This window comes from Dermabacter sp. HMSC06F07, from assembly GCF_001807345.1.
Taxonomy (GTDB): Bacteria; Actinomycetota; Actinomycetes; order Actinomycetales; family Dermabacteraceae; genus Dermabacter; species Dermabacter hominis.
The window spans coordinates 542,163-563,200 of the sequence record NZ_KV788588.1; the positions used below are offsets into that span (position 1 = coordinate 542,163).

At 62.6% G+C, this 21,038-nt stretch carries 20 protein-coding genes and 1 pseudogene; 6 read left to right on the forward strand and 15 right to left on the reverse strand.

What is annotated here, in order from left to right; all coding sequences use genetic code 11:
- Positions 1-19 precede the first annotated feature (19 nt).
- The 6 genes from rdgB to clpS form a co-directional block, all read right to left on the reverse strand.
- Positions 20-649, reverse strand: coding sequence for an RdgB/HAM1 family non-canonical purine NTP pyrophosphatase (gene rdgB / locus HMPREF3157_RS09580; RefSeq protein WP_016664950.1), 630 nt, complete (start codon positions 647-649; stop codon positions 20-22).
- Positions 646-1,389 (reverse strand): ribonuclease PH, encoded by a 744-nt coding sequence (rph, locus tag HMPREF3157_RS09585; RefSeq protein WP_016664951.1) that lies wholly within the window; start codon positions 1,387-1,389, stop codon positions 646-648. The genes rdgB and rph overlap by 4 nt, the downstream gene beginning before the upstream one ends.
- Positions 1,390-1,420: 31 nt before the next feature.
- Positions 1,421-2,203: an MBL fold metallo-hydrolase gene (locus HMPREF3157_RS09590; protein ID WP_016664952.1), complete on the reverse strand. Its 783-nt coding sequence runs from the start codon at positions 2,201-2,203 to the stop codon at positions 1,421-1,423.
- A complete protein-coding gene (gene murI, locus HMPREF3157_RS09595) occupies positions 2,200-3,021 on the reverse strand; it encodes a glutamate racemase (RefSeq protein ID WP_016664953.1) in 822 nt (273 codons plus the stop codon). Before murI ends, HMPREF3157_RS09590 begins: the two co-directional genes overlap by 4 nt.
- 72 nt (positions 3,022-3,093) lie before the next feature.
- Positions 3,094-3,747 carry a DUF2017 family protein gene (locus tag HMPREF3157_RS09600; protein WP_016664954.1) on the reverse strand — a complete coding sequence of 218 codons (654 nt, stop codon included), beginning with the start codon at positions 3,745-3,747 and terminating at the stop codon, positions 3,094-3,096.
- Complete coding sequence (clpS, locus tag HMPREF3157_RS09605) at positions 3,747-4,028, reverse strand: ATP-dependent Clp protease adapter ClpS (RefSeq protein WP_016664955.1); 282 nt, start codon at positions 4,026-4,028, stop codon at positions 3,747-3,749. Before clpS ends, HMPREF3157_RS09600 begins: the two co-directional genes overlap by 1 nt.
- 87 nt (positions 4,029-4,115) lie before the next feature.
- On the opposite strand from clpS, the gene HMPREF3157_RS09610 reads away from it, so the two are divergent.
- Positions 4,116-5,471 carry a nicotinate phosphoribosyltransferase gene (locus HMPREF3157_RS09610; RefSeq protein ID WP_016664956.1) on the forward strand — a complete coding sequence of 452 codons (1,356 nt, stop codon included), beginning with the start codon at positions 4,116-4,118 and terminating at the stop codon, positions 5,469-5,471.
- Between the two features lie 18 nt (positions 5,472-5,489).
- On the opposite strand, the gene HMPREF3157_RS09615 is transcribed toward HMPREF3157_RS09610, so the two are convergent.
- The 4 genes from HMPREF3157_RS09615 to hrpA are packed head-to-tail and all read right to left on the reverse strand — an operon-like array spanning position 5,490 to position 12,972.
- Entirely contained in the window at positions 5,490-7,355 is a 1,866-nt protein-coding gene (locus HMPREF3157_RS09615; protein ID WP_016664957.1) for a DEAD/DEAH box helicase, read from the reverse strand.
- A 40-nt stretch (positions 7,356-7,395) separates the two neighbouring features.
- Positions 7,396-7,803: a DUF3039 domain-containing protein gene (locus HMPREF3157_RS09620; protein ID WP_016664958.1), complete on the reverse strand. Its 408-nt coding sequence runs from the start codon at positions 7,801-7,803 to the stop codon at positions 7,396-7,398.
- A 9-nt stretch (positions 7,804-7,812) separates the two neighbouring features.
- A complete protein-coding gene (locus HMPREF3157_RS09625) occupies positions 7,813-9,012 on the reverse strand; it encodes an NAD(P)-dependent malic enzyme (RefSeq protein ID WP_016664959.1) in 1,200 nt (399 codons plus the stop codon).
- Positions 9,013-9,051: 39 nt separating this feature from the next.
- Positions 9,052-12,972, reverse strand: coding sequence for an ATP-dependent RNA helicase HrpA (gene hrpA, locus HMPREF3157_RS09630; protein WP_070436212.1), 3,921 nt, complete (start codon positions 12,970-12,972; stop codon positions 9,052-9,054).
- A gap of 152 nt (positions 12,973-13,124) precedes the next feature.
- Between hrpA and tdh the strand changes: the two genes are divergently transcribed.
- From tdh to HMPREF3157_RS09650, 4 genes are all read left to right on the forward strand, one after another.
- Entirely contained in the window at positions 13,125-14,186 is a 1,062-nt protein-coding gene (gene tdh, locus HMPREF3157_RS09635; RefSeq protein ID WP_016664961.1) for an L-threonine 3-dehydrogenase, read from the forward strand.
- 9 nt (positions 14,187-14,195) lie between these two features.
- Positions 14,196-15,392: a glycine C-acetyltransferase gene (locus HMPREF3157_RS09640; RefSeq protein WP_016664962.1), complete on the forward strand. Its 1,197-nt coding sequence runs from the start codon at positions 14,196-14,198 to the stop codon at positions 15,390-15,392.
- Positions 15,393-15,939: 547 nt separating this feature from the next.
- Complete coding sequence (locus HMPREF3157_RS09645; RefSeq protein ID WP_016664963.1) at positions 15,940-16,320, forward strand: hypothetical protein; 381 nt, start codon at positions 15,940-15,942, stop codon at positions 16,318-16,320.
- 221 nt (positions 16,321-16,541) lie between these two features.
- Positions 16,542-16,766 carry a hypothetical protein gene (locus HMPREF3157_RS09650; protein ID WP_061212566.1) on the forward strand — a complete coding sequence of 75 codons (225 nt, stop codon included), beginning with the start codon at positions 16,542-16,544 and terminating at the stop codon, positions 16,764-16,766.
- Here the strand turns inward: HMPREF3157_RS09650 and HMPREF3157_RS09655 are convergent.
- A complete protein-coding gene (locus HMPREF3157_RS09655; RefSeq protein WP_070436213.1) occupies positions 16,763-17,362 on the reverse strand; it encodes a TetR/AcrR family transcriptional regulator in 600 nt (199 codons plus the stop codon). The genes HMPREF3157_RS09650 and HMPREF3157_RS09655 overlap by 4 nt on opposite strands.
- A 76-nt stretch (positions 17,363-17,438) precedes the next feature.
- Here HMPREF3157_RS09655 and HMPREF3157_RS09660 point away from each other — a divergent pair, with 76 nt between their 5' ends.
- Positions 17,439-18,425, forward strand: a complete 987-nt coding sequence (locus HMPREF3157_RS09660; RefSeq protein WP_070436214.1) for an MATE family efflux transporter — start codon at positions 17,439-17,441, stop codon at positions 18,423-18,425.
- 104 nt (positions 18,426-18,529) lie between these two features.
- Here the strand turns inward: HMPREF3157_RS09660 and HMPREF3157_RS10305 are convergent.
- From HMPREF3157_RS10305 to HMPREF3157_RS09685, 4 genes and pseudogenes are all read right to left on the reverse strand, one after another.
- Positions 18,530-19,719, reverse strand: a pseudogene (locus HMPREF3157_RS10305) (IS3 family transposase); the annotation flags it as partial.
- A 289-nt stretch (positions 19,720-20,008) separates the two neighbouring features.
- On the reverse strand, positions 20,009-20,299 hold the full coding sequence (locus HMPREF3157_RS09675) for a hypothetical protein (RefSeq protein WP_070436217.1): 291 nt from the start codon (positions 20,297-20,299) through the stop codon (positions 20,009-20,011).
- A complete protein-coding gene (locus HMPREF3157_RS09680; protein ID WP_081976513.1) occupies positions 20,292-20,579 on the reverse strand; it encodes an ArsR/SmtB family transcription factor in 288 nt (95 codons plus the stop codon). The genes HMPREF3157_RS09675 and HMPREF3157_RS09680 overlap by 8 nt, the downstream gene beginning before the upstream one ends.
- An 84-nt stretch (positions 20,580-20,663) precedes the next feature.
- Positions 20,664-21,029, reverse strand: coding sequence for a hypothetical protein (locus tag HMPREF3157_RS09685; RefSeq protein WP_246816569.1), 366 nt, complete (start codon positions 21,027-21,029; stop codon positions 20,664-20,666).
- Between the last annotated feature and the right edge of the window lie 9 nt (positions 21,030-21,038).

A 21,038-nucleotide genomic window follows, 5' to 3' on the forward strand; every position in this document is an offset into this window, starting at 1 on the left:
CGCAAGCGCCCCGCGGGAATCAGATCAGGTTCGCGAGTCGCCCGGCCAACGCGCGAAACGCCTTGCCGCGGTGGCTGATCGCGTTTTTCTCCTCGGCAGTGAGTTCAGCCGACGTCTTCTCGTACCCCTCAGGGACGAAAAGCGGATCGTAGCCAAAACCTCCCTCACCGCGCGGCTCACGAAGGAGGGCCCCTCTCATCGTGCCGAGCTCGACCACCTCTCGAGCGCTGCCACCGTCGGAATGGGGAATGACCGCCGCGGCCGCACACACAAACTGCGCCCCGCGGTGGGCCGGCGCGATATCGGCGAGCTGAGCGAGAAGGAGGGCGTTGTTGGCGGCGTCATCGCCGTGGCGGCCCGACCAGCGGGCACTGAAGATCCCCGGGCTTCCGCCGAGAATATCAACGGCAAGACCCGAGTCATCGGCGATCGCGATGAGGCCGCTCTCTCGCGCCGCCGAACGTGCCTTGATCAGAGCGTTCTCCTCGAAGCTCACGCCATCCTCAACCGGGTCGGTGAGACCCAATTCGGCACTGGAGACGACAAGAGCCGGGTCGAAGCCGTCGATCGCCCCCGCGAGTACCTCGCGCAGTTCCTTGAGCTTCTTGGCGTTGTGGCTCGCGAGAACGATCTTCGCGTCGGTACTCACTGGCGTTCCTCAAAGGCCGCGAGCTGCATCTGGATCAACTGTTCACAGCCCTGGGAAGCAAGGCCAAGGAGTTGGTTCAGCTCGTCGTAGCTGAAGGGTGCTCCCTCGGCTGTTCCCTGTACCTCAACGAACTCGCCCGAACCGGTCATGACGACGTTCATGTCGGTTTCAGCCTTGACGTCCTCGCGGTACTCGAGGTCAAGCATCGGGATGCCGTCGATGATGCCGACGCTCACCGCCGACACGGAGTCGCGCAGGACATCGGCGAGCACCGGGATCGAGGCATGGCGTTTGCCCCACGTGATCGCGTCGACGAGGGCGACATACGCGCCCGTGATTGCTGCGGTGCGCGTTCCACCGTCGGCTTGCAGAACATCGCAATCGAGCTGGATCGTGTTCTCGCCAAGCGCCTTCATATCGACGACGCTTCGAAGCGAGCGGCCGATGAGTCGCGAGATTTCGTGGGTGCGCCCACCGATCTTGCCCTTGACGCTCTCGCGATCCGAGCGGCTCCCGGTCGCGCGCGGAAGCATGGCGTATTCCGCCGTAACCCAGCCCGTGCCGCTGCCCTTCTTCCAGCGCGGCACACCCTCCGTGAAGCTCGCCGCGCATAGCACGCGCGTGCGTCCAAATTCGATCAGGCAGCTGCCTTCGGCGTGGTCAAGCCAACCGCGCGTGATCCTCACGTCGCGGAGCTGATCGACGGTGCGTCCGTCGACTCGGGTGATCTGCTCGGTCATGGCTTTCTCCTCGTTGGTCGCGAGCTGGGAATTAAAGCGTGTAGGTGCGAAGTGACTCGGCGAGTTCGAGAGGACCGTCGAACTCGGCCCTCGCCTCTTCGAGCGGGACTTTGCGATCGGTCCACGGCGGGATGTGGGTCAGCACAAGCTTCTTCACCCCGGCTTCGCGCGCCAGAATTCCCGCACGCTTGCCCGTCAAGTGGATGCCCTGGAAGTGGTCGTCGCGCCCCTCAACGTACCCGGCCTCGCACAAGAGAAGGTCAACGCCACTTGCGAGAGCCGAGGCGCCCTCACACACGTCGGTATCGCCCGTGTAAGCGAGTACGGTGTCGCCCACGGCGATACGGAAGCCGAATGCGGGAACGGGGTGCTCCACGGGCACTGCCGTGATGATCGCACGCCCCGCTTCGATACTGTCCCCCTCCGATAGCGCAATGAACTCGTAGGGGGCGCGGATTGCGCCGGGCGGGATGGGGTCGGGATTGCCGGTCGCGGCGCTCAAACGTTCGTCGATGCCTTCGGGCGCGAAAACGCGGACCGTCGGACAGTTGACGAGCGGGTGATAGGCGAGGTAGACCTCGAGTCCCGCGAGGTCGAGGAAGTGATCCGCATGCAGGTGCGAGATGAGAATGATGTCGATGTGAGACGGGTCGATGACCTTGTGAAGGTTAGAGAGGGCACCATTGCCGCAATCGATGAGGATGCGAAACGGCTTACCGCGTTTACCGGGCACGGTCACGAGGTAGCACGAGGCCGGCTCGCCCGGACCCTCATAGCTGCCGGAGCAGCCCACCACTGTCAATTCGATGCTCATGCATTCTCCTCACGGGCGGGGATGGAGGTCGTGTGGGTAATCGCGGGGCCGAGGAAGCGCTGCGAGAGGCGCGCGAAGTTGCTCGTGCGGCCCACGCGCGGCGCCGTCTCAGCGAAGATGTGGCTCGGCGCGGTGGCCGCCGTGCGCATGAGGTTTTCACCCTGAAGTGTGCGGTACACGTCGATTGCGGTTTCTTCCGAGGACGACACGAGCGTGACGTCCGGCCCCATCACGTAGCTGATGACGCCGGCGAGCAGCGGATAGTGCGTGCAGCCAAGCACGAGCGTGTCCACGCCCGCTGCTTTGAGGGGCGCGAGGTACTCCTCCGCGGCAGCGAGGACCTCCTCGCCCGAATCGGTCCCGCTCTCGAGGAACTCGACGAAGCGGGGGCAGGCTGCGGCCTCCACATGGACGTCAAGCGCCGCTGAAAAGGCATCCTGGTAGGCCCCCGACTTCACGGTCGCGCGCGTACCGATCACGCCGATCCGCTTGTTGTGGGTCACGGACACGGCGCGGCGCACGGCCGGTTTGATGACTTCGAGAACGGGAACGCTGTAGCGCTCGCGCGCGTCGGCGAGAACCGCCGCGGTTGCCGTATTGCATGCGATCACGAGCATCTTGACGTCGTGCTCGACGAGTTCGTCCATGACCCCGAGAGCGTATTCCCGCACCTTCGCGAGCGGTTTGTCGCCATAGGGCGTGTGGGCCGTGTCGCCGATGTAGAAAAGCTCTTCATTCGGCAACTGATCGATGATCGCGCGTGCGACAGTGAGCCCGCCGATCCCGCTATCAAAAATCCCGATGGGTGAATCGTTCACGCTTTCAATCTATCGATCTGCGCGCTGACCGAGAGTGCTTCGGCCCACCCGTGCAAGGGATCTCACAGGCATCTAGGAGCGAGCGTTCAGGGCCCCGATCAACGTCGCCTGGAGCCACGAGGCGAACTCATACAGTGTCGCGAGGAACTCCAAACCGGCAACTCCCGGCTCGGCCTCAACCTGTTCGAGGTCGTTCGAACACAAAAGCTGGAGCGCTTCGAAGTCACCGTCGTTCTCGATCCCCATGCGGTCCGCGAGAACGAGGCGAATAACATTGAGCGCCTTGAGCCATGAGACCGCATCGGAGCGCTCGATCACGATCTCATCGTGCGGCCCTTCGCCCCCGATGTCGCCGGCAACTTCCAGGCTCGCGCGAAGCACGCTCAAGTTCGCGATATGGGCATCGGCGAGGTTGCCTTGCGTGAGGCGCCGGTACTCGCCCGCCTCTTCATCGTTCTCGCTCGCGGGCGGAAAAAGCCGTTGAGTTGCGCTGTCGCGCGGGGCCTCCGTCCGCGCGCGCGAAGTTTCAGCCTCGAGCCTCGCGAGCGGGTCCTCTGACATCACCTCGCTCGGGCGTTGCCCGGTCTCATCACTCTCGCCGATTTCAAGATCGGCGCGAATGAGGTCGGTAATTTCGCCCGCTACTTGCGCGAGTACGGCGCGCTCTTCCGCTTCGAGCCTGCACATCAGTCGACCGTCGGCCCGCGCGATGAACGAATGCGCCACTACGCCTCCTCGAGGATCGCGAGGAGGCCGAATTCGTGCATCGCACCCACGTGAGATTCAGCGGTCTCTCGCCCGTCGCACGACACGATCGCACGCCCCTGCGTATGGACCTGCATCATGAGCGCGTGGGCCTTGGAGCGGGCGTACCCGAAGTGAGTGCGAAACACGTAGGTCACGTACGTTTGCTCGTTCACGGCGTCGTTTAGCACAACGGTGTTCCACTTTCGGTCGGTTTCAGTTCCGACGCTTGCCAGGGACTCGCTCTGGCGGTCTTCGCGCACGGCGTTTCCTCCCTCGCCTCTCAACTTCGGGCTCCACTACGGGTATGAACACTAAGACTACCCGGCTTCCTCGTTTAGGCTTGCTCTGTGCCAACGACCTCACTAAAGACCGATTTGTACGAACTCACCATGATCCAAGCCGCGCGTGATGCCGGTGTCGCGGATCGCCAATGCGTGTTCGAGGTGTTCACCCGCTCGCTTCCCGAGGGGCGACGCTACGGCGTGTTCGCAGGGATTGGCCGTATTCTCGATGCGCTCGAATCGTTTCGCTTCGAGGCTGAGGATCTCGATTTTCTGCGGTCGACGGGGCAGTTCACCGAGGACGTGCTCGCCTATCTCGCGGACTACCGGTTTGAGGGCAGCATCGATGCGTATGCGGAAGGCGAGCTCTTTTTCCCGAGCTCCCCCGTCGTGCGCGTCGAAGGCACCTTCGAGCAGTGCGTGCTTCTCGAAACTCTCGTGCTCTCCATCCTCAATCACGACTCGGCGATTGCGTCCGTGGGCTCGCGCATGATCCAGGCTGCGGCGGGGCGCCCGTGCATCGAGATGGGTTCGCGGCGCGTGCATGAGGATGCCGCCGTCGCCGCCTCGCGGGCCGCGGCCATCGTGGGATTTTCGTCAACCTCGAACCTCGAGGCCGGTCGAACCTACGGGATTCCCGTCGTGGGCACCTCCGCCCATGCCTTCACTCTCGTGTTCGATACCGAAGCGGAAGCCTTCCAGGCTCAAGTAAACTCGCTAGGTGCGCACACGAGCCTGCTCGTGGACACATTCGATATCTCCGCGGCGATCGAGTCCGCGGTAGCCATCGCGGGCCCCGACCTCGGCGCGGTGCGCATCGACTCCGGCGCCCTCGGCGAAACGGCCCGCGAGGTGCGTGCCCAGCTCGATGCGCTCGGCGCGACGCGCACCTCAATCACCGCGACAAGCGACCTCGACGAATACCGCGTATTTGCACTTCGCGACAGCCCCGTCGACAGCTACGGGATCGGCACTCGCCTCGTGACCGGCGGCGATCACCCCGCGCAGGGCTTCGTTTTCAAACTCGTCGAACGCGAGAACTTATCCGGCGAGATGGAGGCCGTCGCGAAGAAGTCCGCGCAAAAGGCCACCGTCGGGGGAAGCAAACGCGCCTATCGTGTGTGCGGCGCCGAAGGTGAGGCATGCGCCGAGCTCGTCCTCGCCGATAACCAGGGCGATCAGCCATCGCAAGCCCCGGGCTCCCGGCCTCTTCTCACACGCCTCGTCGAGCGCGGCAACGTTCTCGACTCACGCAGCCAATGGGAGCGTATCAAAGCCGCACGCAGTGTGCACGAGCGTGCTCTCGACGAACTTGCACTCGCCGATCCGCATATCCGCACGGGGCAGGACGGCGATGTCGCGCTGCCGGTCGTCCACTCCCTCGAGGAGCTTGCCTACCTGCGAAACGCCGGGAAGCGATAGTTCCCGGCAAGCGTCGGGCTACTTCTTGCCCACGAACCAGCCGCGAAGAATGTCGATCCTCTTTTGAATCTGCTCCGCGCTCGCCTGCGGAACCGCAGGGCCACCCGAGCGGCGGCGCAGTTCGTTGTGCACCTGACCGTGCGGGGTTCCGGTGCGGCGCGCCCAGCCCGATACGAGCGAGCTGAGCTCCTTGCGAAGCGCCGTCACGTCGCGGTGCGTTGCTGCCGCGGGCGCGCTCGAGCGCGCTGACGAACGCCGTTGCTGGCTCTTTTGACGCTCGCGCAAGAGCGTCGTCACTTGCTCTGGCTCAAGCAGGCCTGGGATTCCCAAAAACGCCTGCTCTTCCTCGCTCCCCGCCATCGCGAGGGTCCCGTACTCGCCACCGTCGAAGAGGACGCGGTCAAAGTGGGCATCTGATTCGAGGGCCTCGTAGCTGCCCTCAAGCTCACTACTCGCCTTCTCCTCGCGATTGGCCTCGCGCAGCGCCTCCTCATCGAGGCCTGTCTCCGGGTCAAGCTGGTCTTTTTCGCGCATATCGAGGACGTGGTCGCGCTCGACCTCCATCTCGTTCGCGAGGCCGAGAAGAACGGGAACCGAGGGAAGAAACACGCTCGCCGTTTCACCACGCGTGCGAGAGCGCACGAAGCGGCCCACCGCCTGCGCAAAGAACATCGGGGTCGAAGTCGACGTTGCATACACGCCCACGGAAAGGCGCGGAACGTCGACTCCCTCGGACACCATACGCACCGCGACCATCCAGCGATCCTGCGAGGTGCTGAACTCTTCGATCTTGCGGCCCGCGGTCGCGTCATCCGAGAGGACGAGAGTGGGTTTCTCACCCGTGATGCGCTCGAGAATTTTCGCGTACGCGCGCGCAGTGGACTGATCCGTCGCAATCACGAGACCGCCCGCGTCGCTCACGCCGCGACGAACCTCGGTGAGGCGTTGATCGGCGGCCGCAAGAACAGTGGGGATCCACTCGCCCTTCGGATCGAGCGCCGTGCGCCACGCCTGCTGCATGATGTCTTTCGTTTCGAGGCCGCCAAGCTGCGCCGAAACCTCGTCCCCGCTCTTCGTCCGCCAGTGCATTCGCCCCGAATACGTCATGAACAACACGGGCCGCACCACGTGGTCCTGCAAAGCCTGACGGTAGCCGTACGTGTAGTCGGCCTTTGAGCGCATGAACCCCTCGGCGTCAGGTTCGTAGCGCACAAAGGGGATGTGGGCATCGTCCGAGCGGAACGGGGTACCCGTGAGTGCGAGGCGACGTTTCGCGGGGTCAAAGGCCTCGCGGACACCATCGCCCCACGTGAGCGCGTCGCCCGCATGGTGGATCTCATCAAGGATGACGAGGGTCGGAGCCGCCTCGGTTCTCGCTCGGTGCAACCTCGGGTTCGCCCCCACTTGCGCGTAAGTGAGGGCAACGCCTTGATAGTGATCGCCGTGCCGACCCTGGGAATTAGAGAAGTTCGGGTCGATCTGAATGCCCACGCGTAGCGCGGAATCCGCCCACTGGGTCTTCAGGTGCTCGGTCGGGGCAACCACGGTGACGCGGCGCACCACCCCTTCCTTGAGCAGGCCCGCGGCGATCTGCAAAGCAAAGGTTGTTTTGCCGGCGCCCGGGGTCGCCACGGTCATGAAGTCGCGCGGCTGGCGCTCTTGGTAAAGGTTCAGGGCTTCGGCCTGCCACGCACGGAGCTTCGGCGCCGTGCCCCACGCTGCGCGCTCGGGGAATGCGGGCGGCATCTGCTGCGCCGCAAACGACGAGGGCTTGCGGGGGGTCGACTGGGTGTGCACAGCCGGCGCGTGTTGCTCGCTGGTGCGCGTCGACTCCAGATAGCTCGAGAACAGGTCGGGCGAAGCGGAAGAATCGTGGGCATTCATAAGCGCCATCCACGATAAACCCGGCAGCGGCTAGAGCATCTCAGCGACCCGAGCCGAAAAGCCCCCGAAAGCCGCCAAAGCCGCCTTTACCTCGGCCTTTATCCTCGCCGTCGCCCGAGTTGCTTCCGTCACCAATGCCGTCGTAGATCTCTTTGCACTGCGGGCACACGGGGTACTTCTTCGGGTCGCGGCCAGGAACCCACACTTTGCCGCACAGCGCGATCACCGGCGAGTTGTTTAGCGCGGCCTTCGCGATCTTTTCCTTCTGCACGTAGTGAGCGAAGCGATCGTGATCGCCTGGATCGGCGTCCTCCGTCTGTTCCTCACGTTCGAGCACCGCTGTCGAGCTCGGCGCAGCGCCGGGGGCAGCGGGTGCCTGCGGGGCACCGTGGTCCGGGGAGTTCGGGTCCGAGATCGAGGCCGTGAAGCGAATGCGTGTCGTACTCATGCCTCGATCCTAGCGGGGCTCCCCCGCGCGGGCCACGGCGCGCGCAACCGCGGGCGTGACGCGCTCGTCAAACACGCTCGGCACAATGTGGCGCGCTGAAAGCTCGTCGTTGCTGACAACGGAGGCGATCGCCTGGGCCGCCGCGAGAAGTGCCTCGTCGGTGACCTCGCACGCGTGGGCGTCGATAAGCCCGCGGAACACACCGGGGAACGCAAGGACATTGTTGATCTGATTCGCAAAATCACTGCGTCCCGTCGCTACGACGGCGGCGTGCTTCCAGGCGATCTCAGGGTCGACCTCGGGCACGGGGTTCGAGAGCGCGAAGACGATCGCGCGCTCGTTCATGCTCCTCAGCATCGACTCATCGAGAATGTTCGGGACGCTCACACCGATAAACACATCGGCTCCCTCAACGGCCTCGCGCAGCCCACCCTCCACTTTGCGAGGGTTCGTGTGGCGAGCGATCCACTCGAGACGATCTCCGGCCTCGCGACCCTCTCGAACGATGCCCTTCGAGTTTGTGACGATCACATCGCGCGCGCCCGCCGCAAGGAGAAGCCGCAGGATTGCCGTGCCCGCAGCGCCCGCACCCGACATCGCGATGCGGACCTCTTCAATCGGCTTTTCCACGATCGTGAGCGCGTTCGTGAGCGCCGCAAGAACGCACACGGCGGTACCGTGCTGGTCGTCGTGGAACACAGGAATGTCGAGCTCGGCACGCAGTCGGTCTTCGATCTCGAAACAGCGCGGCGCGGAGATGTCTTCGAGGTTGATTCCCGCGAAAGCGGGTGCGATCGCCTTGACGTGCGCGACGATGTCCTCAACCTCGTGCGCATCGAGGCAGATCGGGAAGGCATCCACGTCCGCGAAACGTGAAAAGAGCGCCGCCTTTCCTTCCATCACGGGTAGCGCGGCGAGGGGGCCTCGATCGCCGAGCCCTAGGATGGCGGAGCCGTCGGTCACGACCGCGACGGTGTTCTTCTTGATCGTGTACTCGCAGGCTTTCTCGGGCTTTTCCGCGATTTCCTCGACGACGCGGGCCACGCCCGGCGTGTAGACGATCGCGAGGTCGTCAGCGTTGTCGATCGGAGCGGTGGGCTCGACTGTGAGCTTTCCGCCTTCGTGGGCCTCAAAAATGCGACGTTCGACGGCTTCGGTTCCGGTCTCAAGACGCGTGGGTTCGGTGCTGTCAGGTGTGTGCGTAGCCATGATTTCATCCTTCCACGGCCGCGACCTTTCCGCCGGGACTTAGCGAAGATCCGCAATCGCGCGGCGCACTCTCTTTTCCGAAACCGTGTACCGCGTTCCAAGTTGCTGCGCAAAGAACGAGACTCGCAGCTCTTCGAGCATCCAGGGAATCTCGCGCGCCTCATCGCTTTCGAGCGCCTCGGTCGAGAGTTTCGATTTCGCTTTCTCGAACATGCCGACAAGATCCTCGATCTGCCACGCAAGTTGGGCATCGCGCGCAGGGTTGTCCTGCATTTTCTCGATCCTGTGGATGTCTGCCTTCAGGTAGCGAGGAATCTCGGGAACGATGTGCGCAGGCGTGCGCGAAATGAACCTCCCGGAGGTGAGTGAGTCGGCGTGCTCGCGGATCTGGGTGAGCTGCTGCAGCACCGAGAGGCTCGACACTTTGGAAATAGCCCGCTGAAGCTTCGCGTGAAGAGCGAGAGCGTCGACGGCGGCGAGCACGAGCGTGCGTGAAAGGCCTGCGTGCTCGGCACGCACGGCCTCGACGAGCGCGTCGAATTCAGCCTTCGTCCACACAAGACCACCGTTTTCCGTTCGGGAAATCAACTCGGCGCTCGCGGCGAGCGCCGCATCGCTCAAAAGCGCCTTTGCGCTCCCGTAACTGGATTGAGAAATCGCGAGCTTCGTGGGATTCGGGAGCGAGCCGAGCACCTGCGCCGACTTCGACCCGAGGGCTTCGGTCACGAGGTGCGTCACGGCACGGACGTGCTCGCGGCGCTGATCGAGGGCAGTCGGCATCGCGGTGAGGTCGACACTCACACCGCCGCTATCCTCGCGGAGTTTGAGCGCGGGATACACGACAACATTGAGCCCACCTTGCCGGTTGCGTTTCGTGCGGGGAATCTCGAAGTCAGGAAATCCGTCGAGATCGCGGTCGCCAAAGGACTCGGCTTGCCGGGCCGCGCTTGATTCGACACGTGCGCGGTGTGCCTTCTTGAGTGCGAGAAGGTCATCGCCCGAGCCGATCTCGCGCCCGCGATCATCGCGCACCGAGAAATGCATGCGAAGGTGCGCGGGAAGTTTGCTCGCATCAAATTCATCGCCGTAGAGCGGCAGGTCGTCGGGGACACCGGGAAGTGCCACGAGTTCGTCGGCAACAGCTTCGACGAAGCGCTCGCCCGTATTCGGGTCGTCGTCGCGCAGGATCTGGGCGACGGCGCGTGCCTTGTCCGGCGCGGGGATGAGGTGGCGGCGAATTGGCTTCGGGAGGGTCCGAATGAGCTCGGCAATTCTCTCTTCGCGCATGCCAGGCACGAGCCAATCAAAGCCCTTCGGCTCGAGTCTGCCGAGCACGGCGAGGGGAACGAGGGCCGTGACACCATCCTTGAAGTGGGCCGTCGATTTCGGCTGGTCACCGTCGCAGGCACCTCGAGCCGAAGGCTCGAATGCATAGCGAAGCGCGAGCGTGATGTCCCCCTGCACCCATGTGTCGGGGAAACCTGCGGCGTGGTCCTCCGCGTCGCCCTCGAGCAAGATTTCACGAGTGAGATGCAAGAGCTCGGGAGTCTCGTGACGCTGCTTCTTCCACCACGCATCGAAGTGCCGCCCGCTCGTCACCTTCGCGGGGATACGCGCGTCATAAAACTCGAACAGGGCGGCGTCGCCCGCGATGAGGTCCCTGCGCCGCGCCTTGTTTTCAAGCTCTTCGAGTTCCTCTATGAGTCGCACATTGTCGCGAAAGAAGTGGTGGCGGGTGTTCCACTGCCCCTCGATGAGGGCATGCTGAATGAAAATCTCGCGCGAAAGTTCGGGATCGATGCGGCCGTAGGCGACGGGGCGGCGCGCGAAAATCGGGACGCCAAACAGGGTCGCTTTTTCGTACGCCATCGCGCTTGCCTTCTTCGAGCTCCAATGCGGCTCGGAGTAGCTGCGCTTCATGACGTGAGGGCCGACGTCCTCAATCCACGCGGGATCGATCTTCGCGGCCGTGCGGGCGAACAGGCGTGATGTTTCCACGAGTTCCGCGGCCATGACGTAATCGTGGCGTTTTCTCGCGATCGTGCTTCCGGGCCAGATCACGAACCGAGAATTGCGCGCGCCCTGGTAGTCGCGCGTGCGCTCGTCGTAGAGCCCCACGTGGCTCAGAAGCCCGGCCAGCAGGCTTTGGTGGATGGTCGCGTCGCTCGCCGGGTTATCCGACGGCCGCAGCCCCACGTCGCGGCACATGTCTTTGAGCTGCGCGTGGAGGTCCCACCATTCACGGATACGCACGTAGTGCAGGTACTCGCTCTTGACTTCGCGCTTGAATGCCGAGTTGGAGAGCGCCTTGCGGCGCTCGCTCAAGTGCCGCCAGAGGTTGAGGTAGGTGAGGAAGTCACTCGTATCGTGAGTGAAACGCGCGTGCAGCTGATCCGCCTGCGTTTTCTTCTCGAGGGGACGCTCGCGCGGATCCTGAATCGAGAGTGCGGCGACGATCACGAGGACTTCGCGGAGTGCACCGCGCTTATCGGCTTCGAGGAGCATACGCGCCATACGCGGGTCGAGCGGAAAACGCGAGATCTGCTCGCCGATCGCCGTGAGCGCTCGTCCACCGGGGGCATTTTTCTCGCTGCGGATCGCACCGAGTTCCTCGAGGAGGCGCACGCCATCACGCACCGCGCGCTTATCGGGGGCTTCGACGAACTCGAAGCTCTCGATGTCGCCGAGCCCAAGAGCGGTCATCTGCAGGACGACGCTCGCAAGGGCTGTACGAAGAATTTCTGGTTCGGTGAACTCGGGCCGCGTGTCGAAATCTTGCTCGGAATAGAGGCGAATCGCTATGCCGGGGCTCGTGCGCCCGGATCGCCCCGAACGCTGCTTCGCGCTCGCCTGACTGATCGGCTCGATCGGGAGGCGCTGCACTTTCGTGCGCTGCGAGTAACGTGAAATGCGCGCGAGGCCCGAGTCGACGACGTATTTAATGCCCGGAACGGTGAGGGAGGTTTCCGCGACATTCGTCGCGAGAACGATCCGACGGCGGCCGTCTTTCGGCGGGCTGAAGATCTTCTGCTGGTCCTGCTCTGAGAGGCGGCCAAAGAGAGGCAGAACGTCTATTCGACTCGCCGCCCCCACTCGTTTCTTCACGTGCGTTTGGAGCTCCTCTCCCACCTCGCGGATCTCACGCTCACCCGGGAGAAACACAAGGATGTCGCCGGGCCCCTCGGCGATCAGTTCATCGCACGCATCGACGATCGCCTCGGTGAGGTCGCGCTCCTCGCTGCGGATGTCTGCGAGTTCGTCCACCTCACCGATCTCGGGCTCGAGGACGAGCGGCCGGTAGCGCACCTCAACGGGGTAGGTGCGGCCCGACACCTCGATGATGGGGGCGGGGTGCAGGTCACCCGCGCGATCCTTCTTTCCGAAGAATTCGGCGAAGCGCTCGGGATCGATTGTCGCCGAGGTAATGATGATTTTCAGCTCGGGCCTACGGCGGGCGATGCGCTTGAGGTAGCCGAGCAGCATGTCGATCGTGAGACTGCGCTCGTGAGCCTCGTCGATGATGATGGCGTCGTATTTCTTCAGCAGCCTGTCGCCGTGAATCTCCGAGAGGAGGATGCCGTCGGTCATGACCTTGAGACGCGTGGATGTGGCGGTGTTTTTCGTAAACCTCACCTGGTATCCGACGCTTCCCTCGCCAAGCCTCTCGCCCAATTCCTCCGCGATGCGACTCGCGACGCTTCGGGCGGCGATCCTTCGGGGCTGCGTGTGACCGATCATGCGCCCGCGGCCACCGTAGCCGAGTTCGAGGAGCATTTTCGGAAGCTGCGTGGTTTTGCCCGAGCCTGTCTCGCCAGCGACGATCACGATTTGGTTGTCGCGAATCGCTCGCTGGATTTCCTCACGCCGCTGAGAGACGGGAAGGTCAGCGGGGTAAGTGATCGCAAGACGCGGCTTCGCCGTACCGGGGCGCGCGCCAGTATTCTCGTTGCTGGAGGTCATATCGCCTCCATCGTAGTCGCCGGATCGCCGCATTCGTCCGTGGGAGTGGACACAAGCATCCCTCACATGCGGCAGGTGCGTCCGCATCCGAGTCTCGTTCAGCACGACACCCCTACCATTGAGGCGCATCCCTACCGAACAGAGAGGTTCTTATGAAAGCCCTTCGCAAGTCCGCCCCACAAAAGGGACTCGAGATCGTTGACATCCCGGAGCCGCAGGTCGGCCCCAACGATGTCAAAGTGCGTGTCATGCGCGCCGGTATCTGCGGCACCGACCTGCACATCCTCGAGTGGGATGCTTCCGCACAGGACATGTGCGATTCGGTCCCGTTCACGCCGGGCCACGAGTTCTACGGAGAGGTCACCGAGATCGGTGACGACGTCGTGGACGTGCGCGTTGGCGATCGCATCTCGGGCGAGGGCCACGTCGTGTGCGACATTTGCCGCAACTGCCGCGCGGGACGCCGCCACATGTGCATTCGCACGCGCTCGATCGGTGTGCAGCGCGATGGCGCGTTTGCCGAGTACGTCGTCATCCCGCAGCAAAACGTGTGGGTTCATCACAACGATGGTGGCGAAAAGGTCATCACGCCCGAGCTCGGCGCGATTTTCGATCCGCTCGGCAATGCCGTGCACACGACGCTTAAATTCCCACTCGTTGGCGAGGATGTTCTCATCACCGGCGCTGGCCCGATCGGGCTCATGTGCGCCGCCGTTGCTCGCCACGCCGGTGCACGCTACATCGCGATCACCGACGTCAAGGAGCACCGCCTCGCGATGGCAAAGGACATGGGCACGGATGCCCAGATTGACGTCTCGAACACGAGTATTCGCGACACGCAGGCGTCTCTCGGCATGCGCGAGGGCTTCGATGTCGGCCTTGAGATCTCCGGGCAGGCAAGCGCCCTCCAAGACATGATCGACAATATGAACCACGGCGGCAAAATCTCCATGCTTGGCCTGCCCTCGAAGCAGTTCGAGATCAACTGGACGACCGTCGTGACGCGCATGCTCACCCTCCAGGGCATCTACGGACGCGAAATGTTCGAAACGTGGAACGCCATGAACGCTATGGTGCGCACCTCGAAGATTCTTCGCGAGCGCGTGCTGTCGACCGTAACCGACGTGCTGCCCGCTGAAAAGTGGGCGGATGCCTACGCGCTCGCGCGCTCAGGCGAAGCTGGCAAGATCGTTCTCGACTGGGAAAACATTTAAGGAGTATCGATGTACACGAGCATGAAAGACGAGCTGACCGCGGAACTCAACGCCATTCGCGAGGCCGGAACGTACAAGAATGAGCGCCCGATTCTCACCCCGCAGTCGAATGCGGTCTCGGCTGCTTCCGCGCGCGATGCAGAAGGCCGCGACGTCCTGAACTTCTGCGCGAACAACTACCTCGGTCTCGCCGATCACCCCGAGCTCATCGCCGCCGCAAAGCGCGCCCTGGACGAGCGCGGATTCGGCATGGCGAGCGTGCGCTTCATCTGCGGCACCCAGGATCGCCACCTGGTCCTCGAACAGAAGCTGAGCGAGTTCCTCGGAACCGATGACACGATCCTGTTTTCCTCGTGCTTCGATGCGAACGGTGGCGTTTTCGAGTCACTCTTTACGAAAGAAGACGCCATCATTTCCGATGAGCTCAACCACGCGAGCCTCATCGATGGCATCCGCCTGTCGAAGGCCGCGCGGTACCGCTACAAGAACGCCGACATGGACGATCTTCGCACCCAGCTCGAGGCCGCGAAGGGCGCCCGCCGCACCGTCATCGTGACCGACGGCGTCTTCTCCATGGACGGCTACCTCGCTCCGCTCGACAAGATCTGCGACCTCGCCGATGAGTTCGGCGCGCTCGTGCTCGTGGACGACTCGCACGCCGTGGGCTTCATGGGCGAGACGGGGGCGGGCACCCCCGAGCACTTCGGAGTTTCGGATCGCGTCGATATCTACACGGGCACGTTCGGTAAGGCCCTCGGCGGCGCAAGCGGTGGGTACGTGTCGGCGCATCAGGAGATCATCGATGTTCTGCGTCAGCGCGCCCGCCCCTACCTCTTCTCGAACTCACTCGCGCCGGCGATCGTCGAAGCGACCATTACCGCTCTCGACCTCGTGAAGAATTCGGGTGAGCTTCGCACGAAGCTGTTCGAGAATGCGGAGCATTTCCGCAGCGCTATGACCGAAGCCGGGTTTGAGCTGCTCGAGGGCGAACACGCCATCGTCCCCGTGATGTTCGGCGACGCCGCCCTCGCGGGCCGCATCGCGGACCGCATGCTCGAGCACGGCGTGTATGTCACGGCGTTCAGCTACCCGGTCGTGCCGAAGGAGAAGGCACGTATCCGCGTACAGCTCTCGGCGGCCCACACGAGCGAGGATATCGATCGCGCCGTCCAGGCATTTGTCGCGGCTCGCGACGCCGAAAACTGAGTTTCCCATCGCCCTGAATTGCATAGGGGTTGTGGGGGTTTGACCCAAGCTCTCTCCCCCATTGCCCTGAATTGCACGGGGGCCACGGGGGTTTGACCTCCGACCACTCCCAATAGCGAAAGGCCCGGCATCTGAACTGGCCCCCGAAAGTTGGACTGGTTTAACTCTAGGCGGTTAGGGCTTCAAGGGGGGGGGTAAGTAGCAAAATGTGTGTCTATTTTCGGGGTTCTTACTGATCAAACGGTATAAATCGGGCGTGTATAAGGTTTCGCACCTTATACACGCCCGATTCTGGTCCAATCCATCAGAACGGCATCCTCATGTGCTATCCGGGGGTTGGTTCGCTCCCAGGAAATCTTCCGGTGGTGCATGCGCTACAACACGCGCAGGCGGCACTCCTGGTGCAACCTTCTAGCCCCCGTTAACTTCCTAGCCCCCGTTGATTTCGAAGCGCTTAATTCAGCTACACTGACCCAAGCAGCATAGTTAGCCCCCGACGTGTCTACTTTCCAGGGGCCAGGCCCACCAGCACAACTAGGAGAACACCATGTCGAAGAAGCAGACCGTTCTACGCACCGGCCTCGGGACCCTGTTCATCGGAGCCGGCATCATCCAAGCCACTCACCGCGAATTCTTCACCGCCCTCGTCCCGGAACAGATCGCTGAACATGGCGACCGGGTGCAGGGCGCCGCGACCGTCGCCCTCACAGGGATCGGGGCGAGCTTCCTCATCCCGCCCCTCAATCCCATCGCTCGTTGGGCCGCGACCATCATGCTCGCCGGAACTCTTCCCGCTGCGATCGATCAGCTCCGCAACCCCGAAGTGACGGAGAAGCTCGGCATCCCGACCTCCGTCGTCGCACTCCGCATCCCAGCGCAGGTCCTGGTGATCATCGGCGCCTGGTACGCCACCCGCAAATCGAGGTAGCAACCTCCACGCGCGTCTGACCAAGAGCAATGGCAGCGGCTCTATAGCCCATGCCTTGCTCAAACAGTCCAACCAACTGCTCGCGCTGATGCTCACTCAGCGAACTCCGTGCTCTCAACGAAAACTACTCCCCACTAGTCGGTAACTGATTTCTCAGTCCAACTAATGGGGAGCAGTTCAATCCGTGCCGGGCCTTTCGCTTTCCTGGCACACTGGCAGGCATGACTTCCCAGACGCCCCACGAACCGGGCAACTCGCGTTCTTCCGGCACTACCGGGCAGCAGGACATCATCATCGGGGTGATCGTCTTCCTGCTCGGGTTCCTCGCTATCGCCACAGCGTGGGGCACGATCTCCTACATGACAGCGCTGGCCAGCTGGATCGCTGGCATCGTTTTGGTTATGCGCGGAATCCGCAAGCACCGGGGTACTCCGCCGCAGGCTTAGCGTTCCCCCTGCGCACGCACCTCTAATCCGTCGAGCATCACGTCCAGAAGTTCCTCCTGAATCTCGGAGAAGTAATTCTTGCTCACGGCAGTCTCCGGAAGCGGACGCGTGATCACCCCTAAGCCAAAATGGACATCAAGGGGAGCAACCTTCTGCGGACATAGCCCGGCTGCTTTCGCCTTGTCGACTAGCGGTTCGTAGATCCGACGCAGGTCAGCCACACGGTTATCCACAATTTCACCTACCCCTTGCGTCCCGCCCGCAGTGCTGGCATTGAGGGCGCCGAAGAGCGCCTGCGCGAGCGCTGCCAGCTTCATCTCGCCGATGGCGTGCGCCGCGCCCCGCCAGGCATCCCGAGGGTTCTCATCGAACTTCTCCCGAGCCTCATTGATCACAGCCTCGATATCGGTCACGGCGCGGGCTCCGATTGCGTCGAACAGCTCAACGCACCCAGGGAAATGCCTACTGGCCGTCGCTACGCCGACGCCGGCTTCCTTCGCGATCGCCCTCATGGACACACCGGGTCCTTGCTCCACGAACAACTTTCGGGCTGCGTCGACAATGACGTCTCGGTTCGCTACTGCATCTTGTCTCACGCTTGCATCCTAACAAATGGAACACTATGCTCCAGTTTATAAGTGAAACGCAATGTTCCAGTTAAGGAGTTTGCCCATGTCAACAACCACGACCGAGACGCGAAAAGCGTCCCCAACACTTAAAGCCTTCGGTGTCATCCTCGGTATCCCGGTAATCATGGGACTCATGCTCTTTGCGTTCCTCGCCCCGAATTTCGCCTCTGGGCCCCAGGACGTCCCTGTTGCTCTGTCCGCACCCGAGCCCGTCATCGAGCAGATCACTCAGGGCATCAAAGACAAAGCCGGAGACGAGGCACCCGACATCCGCGTCATGGACAACCCAGAGACTGTGCGCGAGTCGATCCTGAACCGGGAAACGGTCGGCGGCATCGCCATCACCCCCGACGGAGCCACCACGTACACCGCCTCCGGAAACGGCGCACCGTACGTGCAGCTTATCGACGGCATCGCTGCCTCCCTCGAAGCCCAGAACATGCCCGTCGAACGCGAAGATCTCGCCCCCACAACCAAAGACGACCCGCAAGCAGCCGGCATCGCTCTGCTCGGCCTCCCGCTGGCTTTCGGCGGCATCATCTCGGCGGTCGTTGCAACGTTCCTGTTCCGTGGCAATAAATGGCTCAAGCTCGCCGTCCTCGTGGGCATCGCAGCTCTGGGCGCATTGGTGGCAACGTGGATGCTCCACTCAGTCTACGGAACGTTGTCCGGCAGCTTCGGCATGGAGTGGCTGGCGGTTTCCCTGGGCATCCTGGCCACGTCCATGCTCACCGCTGGCCTCGGCGCTGTGATCGGCACCGCAGGTGCGGGAATCGGTGCGATCCTGACGATCTTCCTGGCCAACCCGCTCTCCGGACTATCAACGGGTCCCTGGCTCCTCCCCGCCGGCTGGTCGACCCTCGGCCAGTGGATGCCCATCGGCGCGACTGGCCACCTCGTTCGGTCTCTGGCCTTCTTCGACGGCGGCGGTACCGGCGCAGCGTGGTGGGTCCTCGCGGCATGGATCGCTACGGGACTTCTGCTGCTGCTTTTCGACCGCTCGGCTAAGCCCGCGACCAAAACTGCATAAATCCAGTTAGTAGGTCGCAGTCAAAGCGCCCTCACGCGTGAGATCCGGCCCCGCAGGCAACAGGCCAATGTGAACTGGCCCCCGGAAGGTGGACTGGTTTAATTCTAGGTGGTTAGGGCTTCAAGGGTCTGATTTCGATATTGCATCGAGGTCAGGCCCTTGAGTCGTTGTTGGATGCGTTCGGTGTTGTACCACTGGATGTACTCGTCGATCGCCTGGTTGAACTTTGCGACGGTGTCGAAGACTTCTCCGTGGTACATCTCGGTTTTCAAGTGCCCGAAGAAATTCTCCATGACCGCGTTGTCGTAGCAGTTGGCTTTACGCGACATCGACTGCACACCACCGTTATCGCCGATCAGGTTACGCCAGGAGGCATGCTGGTACTGGAAACCTTGGTCGGTGTGCATCATCCACCCAGGTTCAGGCGCACAGGTTTTAATCGTCTTAGTTAAAGAATCGGCGGTCAACGCTGTCGACGGCGATGTAGCAACGGTGTGAGCGACGATAGAGCGGTCGAACAAATCCATCACCGGCGACAAATACACTTTTCGGCCTGCGACCCTGAACTCGGTGACGTCGCTGACAAAGACGGTATTTGGCTTATCTGGGGTGAACTTGCGGTCAAGTGTGTTGTCAGCGATATGGCTGATCGTCCCAGCGTAGGAAACATACGGCCTGCGCTGGCGGACTTTGGCTCGAAGCCCCATCTCGCACATGAGTTTGTAGACGAGCTTGTGGTTGGCCACCCAGCCCTGGTTGCGCAGGTCAAGTAGCACTCGCCGGTAGCCGTAGCGATGCTTGTTACGCTCGAAGCTTTCCCGGATCGCGTCTTTGAGCGCAGCGTGCTTATCCGGCTCGCTGAGTCGTTTCTGGTGGTAGAAGAACGTCGATCTCGGCATGCCTGCCGCATCCAAAAGGTCTTGCAGACGATGCTGTGACTTGAGGATGACAATCGCCTGGACTTTCAGGCGCGTCCCTGATTCCTCAAGTCCCGCAATTTTTTTAGATAGGCGTTTTCCGCTTCCAACCGTGCGACCTGGCGTCGCAGCTTCTCTTCCTCCGAGAGCGGCTTCGGCGCGACCGAGCCTTTGGGTCTGCCCTTCGGCTTCGGTTTTAGTGCCTCATCGCCACCTTTACGCCATTTCCACGACCACGCTCTGACTAGCTGCTCTGATGACAGGCCAAATTCGCGCGCAAGATCCATCGCTGTCTCACCAGCACGGTGGCGCTCGGCCACTTCCTTCTTGATTTCGAACGAATACTGCTGGTTAGTTGGTTTCTCCACAAGACATAGCCTGCCATGCAGCTTAAACCGACGACAGAGCTTACGGCCGGCGTATTTGGAGACACCAAGAGCATTCGCAGCGGCTTGATAGCTCATGCCTTGCTCAAACAGTCCAACCAACTGCTCGCGCTGATGCTCACTCAGCGAACTCCGTGCTCTCAACGAAAACTACTCCCCACTAGTCGGTAACTGATTTCTCAGTCCAACTAATGGGGAGCAGTTCATCCGTGCCGGGCCTTTCTCGTATCAGAACACCGGTTGAGGCCTAGGACCTCGCCCGTACCGTCCCGACGTTTGCTCAGTGCTCGTCGTAGTGGTCGCCGTGCTCCGCGTGGCGGTGGCCGTCGTGGATGTAGTCAACGTGGTCGTCGTGCTCGACAGCCTCGTGTCCGCAATCCTCGCCGTGCTGGTGATCGGCGACGGTGTGCTCAGCCTGCGGCTGGTGCTCGTCGTAGTGGTCGCCGTGCTCTGCATGCAGGTGGCCGTCGTGCTTGTAGTCCACGTGGTCACCATGCTGGACTGCTTCGTGGCCGCAGCCTTCGCCGTGCGCGTGCTCGGCGGGGGTGTGTTCAGCTTTATGGTCAGTCATGGCGTTCTCCTTCTTGTGCGTGCGCCAGTGCGTCGTGGATGACGTGGGTGACATGGGCATCGGCGATCGAGTACCTCGTCGCTCTTCCTTCACGCTCCCCCTTCACCACGTGCACCTCGCGGAGTTTCCCGAGGTGCTGGGAGACGAGCGGTTGCGAGAGGCCCGTGAGATCTACGAGCTCCTTGACTGTGCACTCGCGTTCAGCGAGGTGCAGCACGATCTCGAGACGCGAGGTGTTGCCAAGCGCCTTGAATACTCGTGCGGCGTGCTCAATCTGCATGCTGTCTTCCATACGACAATCACACCACACCCATGAGCATATTGCAATATGCCTATTTATTGCGAATCGTTCCCACTCTCGCACTCACGCGACACCCGCAATGAGCGCACACACCCCCACGGCGACCCCCGCCCACGCGGCCGCCCACAGCACCGAGGCAAAGGTCCCAATAATGAACAACTCTCCCACGCGAGCCGCCTCACGCCCCTCCTTCTCCGCGCGCAGCTCCGGATACCGGCCGAGCCCCTTCACGGCAAGCGCGACAGCGATACCCGTCGGGAAGCCTGCAACAATCGAGACGTAGACAGCAATTCGCTCAAGAATGCCGATCCATCGCCCTCCCGGCAATTCCTTTTGCGCCCCCATGAGGGTGCCCTGTGCGGCGGCGACGCGAGCCCCGCCGTCATCAATGCGCCGCAAAAGCGCACGAATAACCCCATTGCCCGCCACGGCCCCACA

Excerpts from the sequence above, each read along its gene's own strand:
- HMPREF3157_RS09645 (WP_016664963.1), top strand. The coding sequence starts at position 15,940 with ATGTCGAAGAAGCAGACCGTTCTACGCACCGGCCTCGGGACCCTGTTC.
- HMPREF3157_RS09615 (WP_016664957.1), bottom strand. The coding sequence starts at position 7,355 with ATGAATGCCCACGATTCTTCCGCTTCGCCCGACCTGTTCTCGAGCTAT.
- HMPREF3157_RS09675 (WP_070436217.1), bottom strand. The coding sequence starts at position 20,299 with ATGACTGACCATAAAGCTGAACACACCCCCGCCGAGCACGCGCACGGC.
- HMPREF3157_RS09640 (WP_016664962.1), top strand. The coding sequence starts at position 14,196 with ATGTACACGAGCATGAAAGACGAGCTGACCGCGGAACTCAACGCCATT.
- HMPREF3157_RS09620 (WP_016664958.1), bottom strand. The coding sequence starts at position 7,803 with ATGAGTACGACACGCATTCGCTTCACGGCCTCGATCTCGGACCCGAAC.
- HMPREF3157_RS09650 (WP_061212566.1), top strand. The coding sequence starts at position 16,542 with ATGACTTCCCAGACGCCCCACGAACCGGGCAACTCGCGTTCTTCCGGC.
- tdh (WP_016664961.1), top strand. The coding sequence starts at position 13,125 with ATGAAAGCCCTTCGCAAGTCCGCCCCACAAAAGGGACTCGAGATCGTT.
- HMPREF3157_RS09660 (WP_070436214.1), top strand. The coding sequence starts at position 17,439 with ATGTCAACAACCACGACCGAGACGCGAAAAGCGTCCCCAACACTTAAA.
- HMPREF3157_RS09680 (WP_081976513.1), bottom strand. The coding sequence starts at position 20,579 with ATGCAGATTGAGCACGCCGCACGAGTATTCAAGGCGCTTGGCAACACC.
- rph (WP_016664951.1), bottom strand. The coding sequence starts at position 1,389 with ATGACCGAGCAGATCACCCGAGTCGACGGACGCACCGTCGATCAGCTC.
- HMPREF3157_RS09625 (WP_016664959.1), bottom strand. The coding sequence starts at position 9,012 with ATGGCTACGCACACACCTGACAGCACCGAACCCACGCGTCTTGAGACC.
- HMPREF3157_RS09590 (WP_016664952.1), bottom strand. The coding sequence starts at position 2,203 with ATGAGCATCGAATTGACAGTGGTGGGCTGCTCCGGCAGCTATGAGGGT.
- hrpA (WP_070436212.1), bottom strand. The coding sequence starts at position 12,972 with ATGACCTCCAGCAACGAGAATACTGGCGCGCGCCCCGGTACGGCGAAG.